The sequence below is a fragment of the Paraburkholderia sp. RL17-380-BIE-A genome, assembly GCF_046028085.1.
GTDB lineage: Bacteria > Pseudomonadota > Gammaproteobacteria > Burkholderiales > Burkholderiaceae > Paraburkholderia.
The window spans coordinates 18,297-34,968 of record NZ_JARESQ010000032.1 but is presented as its reverse complement, the minus strand read 5'-3'; the positions used below and the strand labels follow the sequence as shown (position 1 = coordinate 34,968).

Sequence of the window (16,672 nt, the reverse complement as noted above, 5' to 3'; positions counted from 1 at the left end):
GCGACCGCACTACGTGCATGGGACCGGAGTAAGCGGTAAAGCGCTAACTCCGGTCGACAAAGGAGATTCAGATGGCAAAGCAACTGCAAGACGCATACATCGTCGCCGCGAGCCGCACGCCAATCGGCAAGGCGCCGCGCGGGATGTTCAAGAACACGCGCCCCGACGAACTGCTGGTGCACGCGATCAAGTCGGCCGTGGCGCAAGTGCCCGGCCTCGACACGAAGGTGATCGAAGACGCGATCATCGGCTGCGCGATTCCGGAAGCGGAACAAGGCCTGAACGTGGCGCGCATGGGCGCGCTGCTGGCCGGCCTGCCGAATACCGTCGGCGGCGTGACGGTGAACCGCTTCTGCGCGTCGGGCCTGACGGCGCTGGCGATGGCGGCGGACCGCATCCGCGTCGGCGAGTCGGACGCGATGATCGCGGGCGGCTGCGAATCGATGAGCATGGTGCCGATGATGGGCAACAAGCCGTCCATGTCGCCGCATATCTTCGATCGCAATGAAGACATCGGCATTGCATACGGCATGGGCCTGACAGCGGAGAAGGTCGCCGAGCGCTGGAAGATCAGCCGCGAAGCGCAAGACGCGTTCTCGGTCGAATCGCACCGCCGCGCGATCGCCGCGCAGCAGGCCGGCGAGTTCAACGACGAAATCGCCGCCTACACGATCACCGAGCGCTTCCCCGATCTCGCCACCGGCGAAGTCCGCGTGAAGACCCGCGAAGTCTCGCTCGACGAAGGTCCGCGCGCGGAAACCTCGCTCGAAGGTCTGGCCAAGCTGCGCGCGGTATTCGCGAACAAGGGTTCGGTGACGGCGGGCAACAGCTCGCAGACCTCGGACGGCGCGGGCGCACTGATCGTGGTATCGGAAAAAATGTTGAAGGAATTCAACCTGACGCCGCTCGCGCGTTTCGTCAGCTTCGCCGTGCGCGGCGTGCCGCCGGAAATCATGGGCATCGGCCCGAAGGAAGCGATTCCCGCCGCGCTGAAGGCCGCCGGCCTGAAGATCGACGACCTGGACTGGATCGAGCTGAACGAAGCGTTCGCCGCGCAATCGCTGGCGGTGATTCAGGACCTCGGTCTCGATCCGGCGAAGATCAACCCGCTCGGCGGCGCGATCGCACTCGGCCACCCGCTGGGCGCGACGGGCGCGATTCGTGCGTCGACCGTGGTGCATGGTTTGCGCCGCCGTAACTACAAGTACGGCATGGTGACGATGTGCGTCGGCACCGGCATGGGCGCAGCGGGCATCATCGAGCGCCTGTGAGCGTGACCGGCCCGGTGTTCAGCCCGGCGTTCGCTTCGGTCCACACGGCGAGCTTCGGGGCGGCCCCCGGAGCGGCCCCCGGAGCGGCCCATTAGGCACCGCGCAACGGTTCGCAGGCCATCCGGCTTGCGAACCGTTTTTACATTCTGAGCAGGAGTACGAGGAGATGACGATGGATATTCTGGTCGAGCGCGCCGACGGCGTGCTGACGATTGCCTTCAACCGGCCCGACAAGAAGAACGCGATCACGGCAGCGATGTATCAGACAATGGCCGATGCGCTAGTCGAAGCGCAAGGCGACGCCGCGGTGCGCGCCATCCTGATTCGCGGCAGCGCGGGCATTTTCAGCGCCGGCAACGATCTCGAAGATTTCATGAAGACGCCGCCGATGGGCGAAAACGCGCCGGTGTTCCAGTTCCTGCGCGCGATCAGTTCGGCGGAGAAGCCGGTGGTGGCGTCGGTGGCGGGCCCGGCGGTTGGGATCGGCACGACCTTGCTGTTGCATTGCGATCTGGTCTACGCCGCCGACACGGCGAGCTTCTCGCTGCCGTTCGCGCAACTCGGCCTGTGCCCGGAAGCGGCGTCGAGTCTGCTGTTGCAGCGTGTGGGCGGCTATCAGGCGGCGGCGGAGAAACTGCTGCTCGGCGAAGCGTTCGACGCCACCGAGGCACAACGCATGGGCTTCGTGAATCGCGTGCTGCCCGCCGCAGAAGTCGACGGTTTCGCCGCTTCGCAAGCCGCGAAACTGGCCGCGCTGCCGGCCTCGTCATTGCGCGTGACGAAGAGCCTGATGAAGCGCGCGAGCCACCAGGAACTGCAAACGCAGATGTCGGAAGAAGCCGTGCATTTCGGCAAGATGCTGCTCGCGCCCGAAGCACGCGAGGCGTTCAAGGCGTTCTTCGAGAAGCGCAAGCCGGACTTCCGGCAGTTCGACTGAGCGGCGCGCCGGAGCGCTTGAAGCACTGTGAGCGCGAGCGTTCTGGCGTAGAACGGACTGCCCAGCTTGGGCGGGCTACGCCTTTTTGCACGGCTGGACCTTCGCCCGCTCGCACCTCAGGCGCGTCGCCGTTCAAAGCTGCGCCGGCTGCAACGTATCGTAGTCGACGTAGCTCTTCTCGCGGCAGAAGCTCACCAGCCGCACGCCCGCCTTGCGGGCAATCGCAATCGCCAGCGACGACGGCGCCGAGATCGTCGCGACCATCGGCACGCCAACGCGCGCCGCCTTGCGCACCAGCTCATAGCTCGCGCGGCTCGACAGAAACACGAAACCCTCTTTGGTATCCACGCGATCGAGCACGAGCTGGCCGATCAGCTTGTCGAGCGCATTGTGGCGGCCCACGTCCTCGAACGCATAGCGGATCGCGCCTGCCGCGTCGCACCATGCGGCGGCGTGCAGGCCACCGGTCAGCCGCGTCAATGCCTGATGCTCGGGCAGTTCGCGGGCGGCGCGCGCAATCGCATCCGGTGCGAGCCGTTGCAGGAAACCGGTGTCCGGCACGCGCTCCGGTTCCAGATCCAGCAGATCGATGCTTTCGATCCCGCACACCCCGCAACCGGTGCGCCCGGCGAGCGCGCGGCGCTTTTCCTTCAGTGCGACGAACGCCTGCTGCACGACCTGCAATTGCACTTCGGCGTGCGGCAATTCGCCCTCGTCGTGCAGTTCGACCTCGATGTCCTGAATGTCGCTGCCGCGTTCCACGATCCCTTCGGAAATCGCGAATCCGACCGCGAACGCTTCCAGATCGCACGGCGTGCACATCATCACCGCATGCGAAATGCCGTTGAAGACCAGCGCGACCGGCCATTCCTGACCGACGTGGTCGGTCACGGTCTCGACTTCGGCGCCGCGATGCCGGCGCACCTGGCGCTCCACCGCGCCCGGTTGCCCGCCTGTTTCCAGTTCGTCCAAGCTTGTCACTCCTTTGCCATGCCGCGCGCGCCTGAGCGGCAGGTGGGCTCGCGGGTTGCCGCCAGGCCGTGCCGCCGTCGCGCGAATAAGGTTCTAAAATACCTCAAGCTGGGCTTGAGCGTTGCCCGCCATCCACGAGGGACACTGTCATGGGACTCAACGAAGCGCCGCTTCTGTTCAACTTCGAGGTCGAGTCTTCGGAGAATTTCACTTACATCCCGATGTCGGTGCGCTTCAACCTCGACCGGTTCGGGCTGCGCATCTCGCTTCAACAATGGCAACTGCTGCCGCTGGAAGACCGCAAGCTGCTGGCGCGTTTCCCGGTCGAGGAAGACGCGGAGATCGAGCCGAACTTCGATCACGCCCTGTTCGAAATGCTGCGCACCCATGCGAACGTCGAGCCGGAGTGGTTCACGCCCGAGGAAGCGCCGGCCTGGCGCCGCACGGATAGCGTGCCGGAGGGCATCGCGCATCAGGCGCAACTGGCCGGCATCGTCGCGCCGGGTGTGGCCCGTTGGGCCGAACTCGATCCGTTCAAGCGCTACGTGCTCGCCAAGCTGTCGCGCAAGCCGGAGGCCAACCACGACTTCGTCCCGGCCATGAAGGAGTTCGGTGCGGCCGGCTAGGTGCGGCCGGCTAGGTGCGACCGGCCCGGTTGCGGTCGGTCAACCGCACCGGCCACGAGTTGCCGGCCACGTTTTTTTCATTCACCACCCTCAACCTGTTCCGAACGCTGCCGTTATCCATGGGTTGGCGCGTAAAGAAAATCCGTATCGATGCGGCCCGATGCATCGAAATCGACCGCGCGCTCCCCGCCCGCAGAACGATTGACGTTCGGAACCCATGACTCCTTTTCTATCGAAGCGGCTGCTGATCAACATAGCGGTCGTCGCCGCGGCGGTCGGCGCGAACGCGTTCGTCGCCTACACGCAGATTTGCGGCCAACGCGACGCGGACGCGCGCATGCTGCGTTCGACGAGCGTGCGCCAGAACCTCGACGCCTACCAGTCGGCGCTCGACGGCGGTCTCGCCGCGCTCGGCCGCTTCGAGGCGTCGGGCAAGTCCGCGCCGGCAGGTTCCGCTGCCGCGATGGTCACGACGCTTGCGCGTCTGGAGCGCGACCTGCGCAGTGAATTTGCCGGCGAACCCGCCATGCTCGACGCGCTCGCCAGGCTGAGCGCGGACAGTCATGCGTTGCAACACGATATCGACGACGCGCTGCTCAGGAGCGCCGGCGCCGGGCCGAACGCCTCGCGCGCGTGGGCGGCGTCGACCTACACCCATCTCGGGCTCGGGCTGGATCGTGTGGAAGCCGCGCTGGCCTCGTTGCGCGGCGAGGAGAATCGCGCCTTGCGGGCCTCGCTCGCGGCGTCGGCAAGCGAAACCCAGCGGGCCATGTTCCTGCTGATCGTGACGATGCTGGCCGGCAGCGTGCTGCTGATCTACACGTTCGGCGTTCGCGAAAACAGCGCGCGCGAGAAGCTGCGCAGCGTGCGCGCGCTCGGTCGCCACGACGAACGCTTTCGCGGCCTGTTCGACGAACATCCGGTGCCGATGTACATCGTCGATCGCGAGACGCTGCGCTTTCTCGCCGTCAACGCGGCCGCAATCCAGCAATACGGCTATTCCGAAAGCGAATTTCTCGGCATGACGATTCGCGCGATCCGGCCGCAAGCGGAAATCTCGCGTCTCGAATCGCATCTGCAGCGCAGCGACGCCAGCCAGCATGGCCGTACCATGGCGGGCATCTGGCATCACCGGCGCAAGGACGGCTCGACGATCAGCGCCGACATTTCGTATCACGCGCTGAATTTCATGGGCCGCGGCGCGTTCTTCGTGCTGGCCGACGACGTCACCGACCAGATCAACGCCGAAGCCGAAGCACACCGTTCGAACCAGATGCTCGAAGCGGTGATCGACAATATTCCGCAGCGCATTTTCTGGAAGGACATGGAGTCGCGCTACCTCGGCTGCAACATGGCGTTCGCGCGCGATGCGGGACTCGCGTATCCCGAGCAGGTGGTGGGCAAGAGCGACGCCGACATGCCGTGGCGCGACTTCTCCAACCTGCTGGGCGACCATGACCGGGAAGTCGTGAGCACCGGCGTGCCGAAGATGAACTTCGAGGTCGATCTGGTGATCGACGGCGTGCACCGCACCACGGTCACGAGCAAGCTGCCGTTCACCGACGGCGACGGCCGCGTGATCGGCGTGCTCGGTTCGTACACGGACATCACCGAGCGCAAGCGCGCCGATCTGGCCTTGCGTCTGCAAAGCCGCGCGCTCGATGCCAGCGTCAACGCGATTCTGATCACGGCGCCGTCGCCCACGGGCAATCTGATCGAGTACGTGAACCCCGCGTTCATGCGCATTACCGGCTACGACGCCGCCGAGGCGATCGGTCACGATTGCCGCCTGCTGCAGCGCGACGACCGCGACCAGGAAGGCGTCGCGCTGATCCGTCAGGCACTCGCGGCGAACCGTGAGGTGAGCGCGGTGGTGCGCAACTATCGCAAGGACGGCGCGCTGTTCTGGAATCAGCTCTTCATCGCGCCGGTGCCGAATCAGGACGGGGTGATCACGCATCACATCGGCGTGATCAACGACGTGACGGACCTGATGCGCTATCAGGAGCAGCTCGAATATCAGGCCAACTACGACAGCCTGACGCGCCTGCCGAACCGCAATCTGCTGCGCGACCGTCTGCAGCATGCGTTGGTCGTCGCGCAACGGCATCACAAGGGCGTCGCGGTCGTGTTCATCGATCTGGACGGCTTCAAGAACGTCAACGACAGCCTCGGCCACAGTGTCGGCGACCGTTTGTTGAGCGTGGTTGCCGAGCGCCTCGCCCGTTGCACGCGCACGAGCGATACGGTGGCGCGGCACGGCGGCGACGAGTTCGTGATCGTGATGACCGATACCGTCGACGAACAGTCGCTGATCGCGTGGATGGAGCGCGTGCGCGTGTCGATCTCCGAGCCGGTCTGGCTCGACGGCACCGAACTGTATGTCGGCTGCAGCATGGGCGCGAGCCTCTTCCCGCAAGACGGCGAAGATGCCGAAACGCTGATGAAGAAGGCCGATCTCGCCATGTATCGCGCCAAGGACATGGGCCGCAACACGTTCCAGTTCTATCAGCCGGAAATGAACGCGAGCGCGGGCACGCGACTGAATCTCGAACGGCGTTTGCGCCGCGCGTTGCGCGACAACCAGTTCCTGCTGCACTACCAGCCGCAGGTGGACATCGAGAGCGGACAGATCGTCGGCACCGAAGCGCTGGTGCGCTGGTGCGATCCGGAAGTCGGCCTGGTGCCGCCGTCGTCGTTCATTCCGGTGGCGGAAGAAAGCGGGCTGATCGGGCCGCTCTCGGAGTGGGTGTTGCGTGAAGCGTGCCGGCAGAACAAGGCGTGGCAGGACGAAGGCCTGCCGCCGGCGCGTGTCTCGGTGAATCTGTCGGCGCGGGTGTTCCAGCAGCGCGATATCGCCAAGCTCGTCATGCAGGTGCTGGCCGAGACCGGCCTCGCGCCGCAATATCTCGAACTCGAGCTGACCGAAAGCACCATCATGCGCAACGCCGAAGAGGCCGTGTCGATGCTCAACGAACTGCACGCGCTCGGCATCGGCCTTGCCATCGACGACTTCGGCACCGGCTATTCGAGTCTCAGCTATCTGAAGCGTTTCCCGGTGGATCGCCTGAAGATCGACCGCTCATTCGTCTCCGACATTGGCGTGTCGGGCGACGACGAGACCATCACCTCGGCGATCATCGCGCTCGCGCACTCGCTGAAATTGCAGGTGATCGCCGAGGGCGTGGAGACGTCCGCGCAGCTCGACTTCCTGAAAGAGCGCGCATGCGACGAGATGCAGGGCTTTTACTTCGCGAAGCCGTTGTCGACCGACGCGATGTCGGAACTGCTGCAGGGTGGCGTGGGGCGCGAACTGGCGATGGTTTGAGCGTTCGCGCCCGGCGCGCTCATTGTGCCGGCGTGCTCAGGAAAGCCGGCAGGTCTTCCGCCATGTCGGAAAACGACTGCAGGAAGGGATGGGCAGTCTTGCTCACCATGCCGGGCAACATCATCTGCGTGAATTGCCAGGCCACCGCCACGGTGACGTCAGCCGCGTCGAACTGGTTGGCTTCGATCGGCAGTGCCGTTGCCGCGAGGTCGCGTTCGAGTTCGGCGTAAGCGGCGGATAACTGCGTGCTTACGCGGTCGATCCATGGCTCATGCTGCTTTTCCACTGGACGCAGATTGCGTTCGTAGACGATCTGCACGGTTTTCTCGCACGCGGCAAGCGCGAGTCCAGTGAGATGGGCGGTGCGCAATGCGGCCTCGGGCTGGGTCGGGAAAAGTCGCTGGTCCGGCCCGGCGAGCGTGGCGAGGTACTGGAGAATCACCGTCGAGTCCATCACGGTCTGGCCGTTGTCGGCGATCAGCGTGGGCGCCTTGACGACGGGGTTGATTCTCGCGAACTGGTCGTAGGTGCGGAACACCGAGATCGCCTCGTGCTCGAACTCCAGCTTCAGCAATTTGAGGCAGATAGCGACCCGGCGTACGTAGGGCGAATCCAGCATTCCGATCAGTTTCATCTCATTCCCGTTAGAACATCTATCATGAGGCGCCCGGCTCCGCGGCTCCCACGGTTCCCCTGTCTGTAAGGGATAAGGGCGCGTTGAGCCAATAGATTAAGCATCTACGGGCAGCAAAAAAAGCGACAATTAACGACGATTTACGTCAGAATTTCTTACATGAAGCCAATCCCGCCTTTGACCGCGTTACGCTGCTTCGAAGCCGTCGCCCGCCTGGGTGGCGTGACGCAAGCCGCGCGCGAACTGCATGTCACGCACTCGGCGGTGAGCCAGCAAATCAAGGTGCTGGAAGATTCGATGGGCATCGCGCTCTTCATGCGCGAGGCGCGCGGGCTGCGGCTGACCGAGGAAGGGCGGCTCTACGCGCTCGACATCCGCATGGCGCTGCGCGACATCACGCATGCCACGCGCCGTGCGCAGGCCCGCCCGCACGAAAGCGAACTGGTGATCACGACCTTGCCGTCGTTCGCTCAGCATTGGCTCGTGCCGCGCCTCGCTAGTTTTCGCGAGGCGCATCCGTACTACCGGATCCGGCTGCTGACGAGTTTGCAGGTGGAGGATTTCCGCCAGGGCGTGAGCGATATCGGCATCCGCATGGGGCAGGGGCATTGGCCCGACGTCGCGCAGCAGAAGCTGTTCGACGACGACATGGTGGTGGTCGCCGCGCCCCATTTCGCGCTCGCGCCGAACGGCCGCTTTCCCGTCACCGCGCTGGATGTGATGGCCTGTCCGTTGATCTCGAGTCCCGATACACCGTGGCATGACTGGTGTCAGGCGGCGCAGGTGGCGGAGCCGGCCGACGGGGCTGTGGTGTTGTCGGCGAGCGATTCGAATATCGTGATCGGCGCCGTGCTGCATGGCCAGGGTGTCGCGCTGGAACGGCGCAGCCTGGTCGCGAATGCGCTGGCGCGGGGCGACCTGCTGCAGATCACCGATATTCGCGTGCCCTATCGTTACCCGTACTGGCTGGTGTGGCAGCAACGCGAAATTCTCGATGCCTCGCAGGCGCATTTCGCGCAGTGGATCGAAGGGCAGGTCGACGTCTACCTGCGCGGTAGCGGGGCAGCGGTGGTGGCGAATCGTGCCGGTTAGCCCGCGCGGGTTCGCGCTGAGCAGGCCATGACGCCTGGGCTCTGATGCGTGGGCAGTGATGCGCGAGCTTCGACGCACCGTCTTCGACGCTGGCGTTTCGAAAATGCGACGCTTGCAATGACGTTTTCGAAAAGCGCCTCGTCGGATATATTGATGTTTCCCATCTCAGACCGCGCTGGGAACCACGAAGCACCGATTCACGTGGCGTTGCGCCCGCCTTTCGCTGCTTGCACCGGGTGATGGGCGTTTCGCCATCGACTATTCGCCAATCCGACTGGAGAGAACAATGACGTCGTCACCTGCAAAGAAACTGTCTGTGTTGCTGGCATCGGTTGTATTGAGCGTGGCGTGTGCCGCACCGGCGTTCGCCCAAAGCGGCGGCGGTGGTGGCCCGGCGGGGAACGATTCCGACGCGGCGATACCGTCGGCCGCATCGAAAGCGGCTCCGTCCACCAAGGCTGAGCGCAAGGCCGCGCGCAAACAGGCGCGGGCGAAGAAAAACGCCGAGTTGAAAAAGTTGGAGGCCAACGGCTATCAGCCGTCGCGTAACGATCCGAACTATCCGAACGATATTCAGAACGCGCAGAAGAAGGCGGGAATCGGCGCGGCGGCGAGCCAGTAAGCAGGTTCAGCGCATGACGGTGCAGCCGAGGTAGAAGCCGAGGTAGAAGCCAAAGCCGAAGCCAAAAGACAACGAGGCGCTAAAAGCGCCTCGTTTTTCGTTTACCGCGAGCCGCTCAATCCAGCGCCGGCAACGCGCGCGGACGCCGGTCGCTGTCTGTCGCGACATAGGTCAGCGTGGCTTCGGTGACCTTCACGAGGTCTTCGGTCAGGCTCATGCGCTGCGCGTAGACCTCGACCTCGACGGTGACCGAGGTATTGCCCGTCTTGACGATATCCGCGTAAAAGCTCAGCAGATCGCCGACGAACACCGGCTGCTTGAACACGAACGAATTGACCGCGATGGTCGCCACCCGCCCGTTGGCGCGGCGGCTTGCCGGGATCGAGCCGGCAATGTCCACTTGCGCCATGATCCAGCCGCCGAACACGTCGCCGTGGACGTTCGCATCCGAAGGCTGCGGCACCACGCGCAGCGCGCAGTGCTTTTGCGGGAGTTGAAGAAGATCGGTCATCGGGGCACCCTTGAGAAACGTGTTGGTTCGGTCGGCTGGACCAGCGGGCGGGGCAATTCACGACAACGGTACGGCACGCACCGCGCGGCTAACGTGCCACCTACGGCCGGACAACTCATGAAAAGCGGCGCCAGCCGGCTTCTGCGACAATAGAAAGATCAGGAATTGTACGGGAAAGCGCCCAGCCGGGTCGCGCGACAAAATGCAGTGTGCCGGGTCGGCATGCGGCGGTCGGCGCGCCGCTGCGAACTCCGGCCTTTCCACACTCTCCCCAGCCGATCCCCATGCGCCGCTCGCCTTCGTCCGAACCTTCTCCGATCTCCACCCAGCCGCGCAACGACTGGCAGACGATTCTTTCGCTGCTGCCGTACCTCGCCACGTATAAATGGCGAGTCGCCTTCGCGCTGAGCTGCCTGATCGGCGCGAAGGTCGCCAATCTGGGGGTGCCGATCGTCATGAAGCGGATCGTCGACAGCCTCGCCTCGGTGCAGCATCTCACCGCGCTCGGCCGCGCCAACGATTCGCCGGCCATCGTTCTGCTGGGCGGCGTCGGCCTGCTGGTGGTCGCGTATGCGGTGGTGCGGTTGTCCACGTCGCTGTTCACCGAACTGCGCGAGATTCTGTTCTCGAAGGTGACCGAGAGCGCGGTGCGCCAACTGGCGCTGAAAGTGTTCCGCCATCTGCATGCGCTGTCGCTGCGCTTTCATCTCGAACGGCAGACGGGCGGCATGTCGCGCGATATCGAGCGCGGCACGCGCGGCATCACGCAACTGATCTCGTATTCGCTGTACAGCATTCTGCCGACGCTCGTCGAAGTCGGCCTCGTGCTCGGCTTTTTCGTCGTCAAATACGAGGCGTATTACGCGGTGGTCACGTTCATCGCGCTGGCGGTGTACATCGTCTTCACGGTGAAAGTGACGGAGTGGCGCACGCATTTTCGCCGCACCATGAATGATCTCGATTCGAAGGCGAATTCACGCGCGATCGATTCGCTGCTGAACTACGAGACGGTCAAGTATTTCGGCAACGAAGAGTGGGAAGCGAGCCGTTACGACGAAAACCTGAAGCGCTATCGCACGGCGGCGATCAAGTCGCAGCGCTCGCTGTCGGCGCTGAATTTCGGGCAGCAGGCGATCATCGGTACGGGGCTGGTGTTCATTCTGTGGCGCGCTACGCAAGGCGTGATGGCCGGTCGTCTCACGCTCGGCGATCTGGTGTTGATCAACACCTTCATGCTGCAGCTTTATATTCCGCTGAATTTTCTCGGCGTGGTGTACCGCGAGTTGAAGCAGAGTCTCACCGATATGGACCGCATGTTCACGCTGCTCGGCGCGGCGCAGGAAGTGCCGGACGTGGACGGTGCGCCCGCGCTGCGCGTGAACGGCGCGCAGGTGCGCTTCGAACATGTGAATTTCGCGTACGAGCCGGCGCGGCAGATTCTGCACGACGTGAGCTTCACGATTCCGGCGGGGACCACGACGGCGGTGGTCGGCCATAGCGGCTCGGGGAAGTCGACCCTCGCGCGGCTCATGTTCCGCTTCTACGATCTGGACCGCGCGACGGGCGGCGCGATCACCATCGACGGTCAGGATATTCGTGACGTCACGCAGGATTCGCTGCGCGCGTCGATCGGCATCGTGCCGCAGGATACGGTGCTGTTCAACGACTCGATCTACTACAACATCGCTTACGGCCGGCCATCGGCGACGCGCGAGGAAGTGATCGCGGCGGCGCGCGCGGCGCATATTCACGAGTTCATCGAGGGGCTGCCGAAGGGCTATGAGACGCCGGTCGGCGAGCGCGGTCTGAAGTTGTCGGGCGGTGAAAAGCAGCGCGTGGCGATTGCCCGGACCATCCTCAAGAATCCGCCCATTCTGTTGTTCGACGAAGCGACCTCGGCGCTCGATTCACGTTCCGAGCGCGCCATTCAGCACGAGCTCGATCTGATCGCCCGCGAGCGCACCACGCTGATCATCGCGCACCGGCTTTCGACCGTCGTGCATGCACAGCAGATCATCGTGATGGACAAAGGGCGGATCGTCGAGCGCGGCACGCATGCGGAGTTGTTGCGCGCAAACGGCCTGTTCGCGCAGATGTGGGCTTTGCAGCAGCAGCGCGCAAGTGAGGCGCCGGAACAGGTGGAAACGGTCGATGCGGGAGGGCGTGGGCGATAGGCTTCGATGACGCGTTTGCGTGGCCGCCTGGCAATTGGCGCGGAGTTAAGGTCGAGAGTTGAGACCCGAACGCCGAACGCCGAACGCCTAGCGCGCCCCAGCCAGCGCGCGCACACGCTGATCCAGCTCGCCTAACTGCGCGGGCGTGCCGACGTTCTCCCACAGACCCTCGTACAGCTCACCGCTCGCCAGACCGCGTGCAATGGTGTCGCGATAATACGGCGTGAGCGCGCGCCGCGTGCCGTGCGGCAGATCGCGGAACATGCGGGTGTCATATAGCCCGATGTTGCCGAACGTGAAGCGCGGCTCGCCCTCGAGCGAGAGCGCGCCGTCGGCCAGGCCGAAGTCGCCGACCGGATGAAACGCTGGATTCGGCACCATCACGAGATGCATGCCCGGCTCGGGCAAGGCCGCGAGTTTTTCCGCGCGAGCATTCAGCGTGGCGTAGTCGAAGTCGGCGTACACGTCGCCGCTGACCGCGACGAACACTTCGCTCGCGCCGTTATCTTCGAGCAACGGCAACGCCTGCACGATGCCGCCCGCGGTTTCCAGCGCCTCGCGTTCGGCCGAGTAGCGCAACGCCACCTGCCAGCGCGAGCCGTCGCCGAGCGTGGCCTCGATCTGCTCGCCGAGCCACGCGTGATTGATCACGATGGTGCGAAAGCCAGCCTGCGCGAGCCGTTCGATCTGCCATACGATCAGCGGCTTGCCGCCCACTTCGAGCAAAGGCTTGGGACGCGTGTCGGTCAACGGACGCATGCGCTCGCCGCGGCCGGCGGCGAAAATCATCGCTTTCTTCAGGGACATCGTCATCGGTCAGAAGGTGTAGCCGACTTCATTCGCGCGGCCTTCGAGATCGTCGAGCAGCTTCGCGAACGGACGCAGCGGTGCATAACGATCGGCCACCTTGCGCGCATAGCCGATGAAACGCGGCAGGTCTTTCATGTAATGCGGCTTGCCGTCGCGGTAGTTGATCCGGCAGAAGAGGCCCAGCACCTTGATGTGCCGTTGCAGACCCATCCACTCGACCTGGCGGTAGAACTCGCCGAAATCGGCATCCACCGGCAGGCCGGCTTTTTTCGCCCGCTCCCAGTAGTACACGAAGCAATCCAGCTCGAACTCCTCGTCCCAGCTCAGGAACGCGTCGCGCAACAGCGAGGCGACGTCGTAGGTGATCGGGCCGTACACCGCGTCCTGGAAGTCCAGCACGCCGGGGTTGACCGCGGGGTGTCCAGGCTCCGGCTCGGTTGCGATCATCAGATTGCGCGGCATGAAGTCGCGCAGCATGAACATCTGCGGCTGCGCGCGGGCGCTCGCGATCAGCAGCGCGAAGGTGCGATCCAGCACGCCGCGGGTCTTTTCGTCGGCCTCACGGCCCAGATGCCGGCCGAGGAACCATTCCGGCATCAACTCCATCTCGCGGCGCAGGAACGCTTCGTCGAAGGGCGGCAGCACGTCTTCGCGCGACGTGAGCTGCCAGCGGATCAACGCGTCGAGCGCGTCACGCATCAGCGTGCGGGCGCGGCGCGAGTCGCCTGCGCTTTGCGCTTCGGTCAGCGCGCCGAGGTACGACGCGGTGCCCAGATCCGTGACCAGCATGAGGCCGGCCTCGAAATCGACCTCCAGCACGCGCGGCACGTACACGCCGGCGGCCTCGAGCAACTGCGCGACCTGCACAAATTCGCGGCACTTTTCGGGCGGCGGAGCGTCGACGGCGATCAGGGTGGCGCGGCTTTCGCCTTCCGCCGCCTTACCGGCGAGCCGGAAATAACGCCGGAAACTGGCGTCTGACGAAGCCGGAACGAGGGTGTCGAGCTCGAGCGCATAGCGCGCCGCATGGCCTTTCAGCCAGGCTTTGAGCAGTTCGAGACGGGGATCGGTGGAGTCTTGGAGTGGGGGCAGCGTCATGAAAACCGGCGGCAAATTCAGAGGGGCAACGTCTTGCCATATAATACCCCACGACTTTTTTGACGCGGCTCACGCCGGCTTTCGCGACTTCCGCTTTACCGCCCGCCTCATCGTTCGACAGATTGTAAATATTGATGTGCAGCCGACTGTCACGGTCGGGGTGTGCAGGCGGTAGACCGTGACTGCAGAAGCTGACGGACGAGCCGATTCGCCAAACGATACATGCCGCCTAGACAGCTTTCCCAAACGATTCCCTCTTGTGCCCCAGCGCCGCGCAAAAGGCGGCTCGTCGCGGCGTTGATCGCCGTTCCGGGCCTGATGCCCGCGCTTGCGCACGCCCAGCTGGTGGGGGAAGCTGCGCAGCCGCAACCCATCGACGCGCCCTGGGGCATGCAGCTCGCCCCGCAGCTCGAAGAGCGTCCGTTGCAGCCGGGCCAGAAGCCGGCCACGTTCGTGCTCGGCGATACGACGAGCGGCACGACCGACCAGGACATGGCTGCCAAGGGTTCGGCCGAGGTGCGCCGCAATACGGTCGTGATCAAGGCCGACGCGCTGCACTATGACCAGGACACGGACATGGCCGACGCGTACGGCTCGGTCCACGTGGTCAACAACGGTAATTCCTTCGTCGGGCCGGAAGCGCATATGCGCGTGGATTCGAGCGAAGGCTTCATGACCGCGCCGAAGTACCACTTCAACGTGACGGGCGGCTCGGGCAGCGCGGAGCGCGTCGACCTGCTCGACAACGAGCGCTCGGTTTTCACGAAAGGCACCTACACGGCCTGCGCATGCGCGGACGATCCGGCCTGGTACATCAAGGGCAGCGAGTTCGATTTCGACACCGGCGCGGACGAAGGCGTCGCCCATAACGGCGTGCTGTTCTTCCAGGGCTTTCCGGTGTTCGCCTCGCCGTGGCTGTCGTTCCCGCTTTCGGGTGAACGGCGCAGCGGGATTTTGCCGCCCACGTTCTCGGTGAGTTCGTCGAACGGCTTCGAACTGTCGGTGCCGTATTACTTCAACATCGCGCCGAATCGCGATCTGACGCTCACGCCGCGTCTGATCTCCAAGCGCGGCGTGCAGTTGCAGTCCACGTTCCGTTATCTGTCGCCCACGTATTCCGGCTCGATCACCGGCGAATTCCTGCCTGACGATCACCTGACCAAGACCAACCGCTACGCGCTGTACATCCAGCACAACCAGAACTTCGGCAACGGGTTCGGCGGCTACATCTACTACAACAAGGTTTCGGACAACACCTATCCGGAAGACCTGTCGTCGTCGGTCAATCAGTTCATGAACGGCACCCAGCTCCTGTATCAACAGGAAGCCGGGTTGACCTACAACAACGGCCCGTGGTCGGTGCTCGCGCGCGAACAGCACTGGCAGACGCTCACGCCGTCCGTGGCGCCGTACGGCCGCGAGCCGCAGTTGAACGTGAAGTACGCGAAGTACAACGTCGGCGGCTTCGACTACGGCGCGGAAGCCGACTACACGAATTTCCGCATCACCACCGCGGACATGACCGAAGGTCAGCGGGTGATGTTCAACCCGTACCTGTCGTATTCGGTGGTCGGGCCGGGTTACTTCGTCACGCCGAAGGTGCAATGGCACTTTGCGTCGTACAACCTGAACCACCTGAGCGCCGCTGACGTCGCGGCCGGCACGCCGAAAAACTTTACCGAATCGATCCCGACGCTCTCCTTCGATACGGGACTGATCTTCGACCGCTCGGTGCGGCTCTTCGGTCAGGATTACATCCAGACGCTCGAACCGCGCCTGTACTACGTGTACACGCCGTATCGCAACCAGCAGTCGGCGCCGCTGTTCGACACGGCCGAGTCCGACTTCGGGCTCGCGGAAATCTTCACGCCGAACACCTTCGTCGGCAACGACCGGATCGCCGACGCGAACCGTCTGACGGCCGCCCTCACCACGCGTTTCATCGACGCGGCCACGGGCGACGAACGGGCGCGTTTCGTGATCGCGCAGCAGTATTACTTCCAGGATCAGCGGGTCACGCTGCAGTCGACCCAGACCAGCGCGCAGGCCACGCATTCGGACCTGATCGCGGGTGCGTCCTTCAAGCTCGGCGCGGGTTTCGCTTCGGAAACGGCGTTCCAATATAATGCCGACAACAACCAGTTGGTGAAAACGAGCGTCGGCTTCGGGTTCAGTCCGGCGACCGGCAAGGTGATCAACGTCGCGTATCGCTACACCCGCGCGAACACCACGCTGGACAACACGCCAATCAATCAGGTGCTGATTTCGGGGCAATGGCCGCTCGCCCACCGGGTGTACGGGGTGGGCCGTTTCAATTACGACCTCGGCGGACATCGGATCGTCGACGGTCTGGTCGGCCTGCAGTACGACGCCGACTGCTGGACGCTCGGCGCGGGGATTCAACGCTACGCGAACGGCCTGAACACCTCGGGGCAGAATCAGTCGAGCACGCGGTTTCTCGCGCAGTTGACGTTCAAGGGCTTGTCGAGCGTCGACAACGGGCTGATGACCGCCTTCCGCAGCAGCGTGGCGGGCTATACGCCGTTGCCGCCGCCGCCGGCGCCGGAATCGCGTTTCACCAACTACGAATGACGCTC

At 64.2% G+C, this 16,672-nt stretch carries 13 protein-coding genes; 8 read left to right on the top strand and 5 right to left on the bottom strand.

Translation table 11 applies throughout. The features are described from left to right. Positions 1 to 71: 71 nt before the first annotated feature. Both P0D68_RS34545 and P0D68_RS34540 read left to right on the top strand, forming a co-directional pair. Positions 72 to 1,271, top strand: coding sequence for an acetyl-CoA C-acyltransferase (locus P0D68_RS34545; RefSeq protein ID WP_408186514.1), 1,200 nt, complete (start codon positions 72 to 74; stop codon positions 1,269 to 1,271). 166 nt (positions 1,272 to 1,437) lie between these two features. Next, positions 1,438 to 2,208, top strand: coding sequence for an enoyl-CoA hydratase (locus tag P0D68_RS34540; RefSeq protein WP_408302517.1), 771 nt, complete (start codon positions 1,438 to 1,440; stop codon positions 2,206 to 2,208). Between the two features lie 132 nt (positions 2,209 to 2,340). Here P0D68_RS34540 and fdhD read toward each other — a convergent pair whose 3' ends face one another. Further along, complete coding sequence (fdhD, locus tag P0D68_RS34535; protein ID WP_408302519.1) at positions 2,341 to 3,180, bottom strand: formate dehydrogenase accessory sulfurtransferase FdhD; 840 nt, start codon at positions 3,178 to 3,180, stop codon at positions 2,341 to 2,343. A 149-nt stretch (positions 3,181 to 3,329) separates the two neighbouring features. Here fdhD and P0D68_RS34530 point away from each other — a divergent pair, with 149 nt between their 5' ends. Beyond that, a complete protein-coding gene (locus P0D68_RS34530; protein ID WP_408302521.1) occupies positions 3,330 to 3,806 on the top strand; it encodes a nitrate reductase associated protein in 477 nt (158 codons plus the stop codon). 217 nt (positions 3,807 to 4,023) lie between these two features. Next, a complete protein-coding gene (locus tag P0D68_RS34525; protein WP_408302523.1) occupies positions 4,024 to 7,134 on the top strand; it encodes a sensor domain-containing protein in 3,111 nt (1,036 codons plus the stop codon). A 19-nt stretch (positions 7,135 to 7,153) separates the two neighbouring features. Here the strand turns inward: P0D68_RS34525 and P0D68_RS34520 are convergent, their stop codons facing one another. Further along, a complete protein-coding gene (locus tag P0D68_RS34520) occupies positions 7,154 to 7,768 on the bottom strand; it encodes a glutathione S-transferase (RefSeq protein WP_408302525.1) in 615 nt (204 codons plus the stop codon). 159 nt (positions 7,769 to 7,927) lie between these two features. On the opposite strand from P0D68_RS34520, the gene P0D68_RS34515 reads away from it, so the two are divergent. Continuing rightward, positions 7,928 to 8,860, top strand: a complete 933-nt coding sequence (locus P0D68_RS34515; protein ID WP_408302527.1) for a LysR substrate-binding domain-containing protein — start codon at positions 7,928 to 7,930, stop codon at positions 8,858 to 8,860. A gap of 286 nt (positions 8,861 to 9,146) precedes the next feature. Next, positions 9,147 to 9,482, top strand: a complete 336-nt coding sequence (locus tag P0D68_RS34510; RefSeq protein ID WP_091796729.1) for a DUF4148 domain-containing protein — start codon at positions 9,147 to 9,149, stop codon at positions 9,480 to 9,482. 115 nt (positions 9,483 to 9,597) lie between these two features. Here the strand turns inward: P0D68_RS34510 and P0D68_RS34505 are convergent, their stop codons facing one another. Next, complete coding sequence (locus P0D68_RS34505) at positions 9,598 to 9,993, bottom strand: acyl-CoA thioesterase (RefSeq protein WP_091796728.1); 396 nt, start codon at positions 9,991 to 9,993, stop codon at positions 9,598 to 9,600. 284 nt (positions 9,994 to 10,277) lie between these two features. Between P0D68_RS34505 and P0D68_RS34500 the strand changes: the two genes are divergently transcribed. Further along, positions 10,278 to 12,167 carry an ABCB family ABC transporter ATP-binding protein/permease gene (locus tag P0D68_RS34500; protein WP_091796727.1) on the top strand — a complete coding sequence of 630 codons (1,890 nt, stop codon included), beginning with the start codon at positions 10,278 to 10,280 and terminating at the stop codon, positions 12,165 to 12,167. Positions 12,168 to 12,254: 87 nt separating this feature from the next. Here P0D68_RS34500 and murU read toward each other — a convergent pair whose 3' ends face one another. Together murU and P0D68_RS34490 are read right to left on the bottom strand one after the other, a co-directional pair. After that, positions 12,255 to 12,980, bottom strand: a complete 726-nt coding sequence (murU, locus tag P0D68_RS34495; RefSeq protein WP_408302531.1) for an N-acetylmuramate alpha-1-phosphate uridylyltransferase MurU — start codon at positions 12,978 to 12,980, stop codon at positions 12,255 to 12,257. Positions 12,981 to 12,983: 3 nt separating this feature from the next. Continuing rightward, positions 12,984 to 14,075: an aminoglycoside phosphotransferase family protein gene (locus tag P0D68_RS34490; protein ID WP_408302533.1), complete on the bottom strand. Its 1,092-nt coding sequence runs from the start codon at positions 14,073 to 14,075 to the stop codon at positions 12,984 to 12,986. Between the two features lie 222 nt (positions 14,076 to 14,297). Here P0D68_RS34490 and P0D68_RS34485 point away from each other — a divergent pair, with 222 nt between their 5' ends. Next, positions 14,298 to 16,667 (top strand): LPS-assembly protein LptD, encoded by a 2,370-nt coding sequence (locus P0D68_RS34485; protein ID WP_091796724.1) that lies wholly within the window; start codon positions 14,298 to 14,300, stop codon positions 16,665 to 16,667. Positions 16,668 to 16,672: the final 5 nt, after the last annotated feature.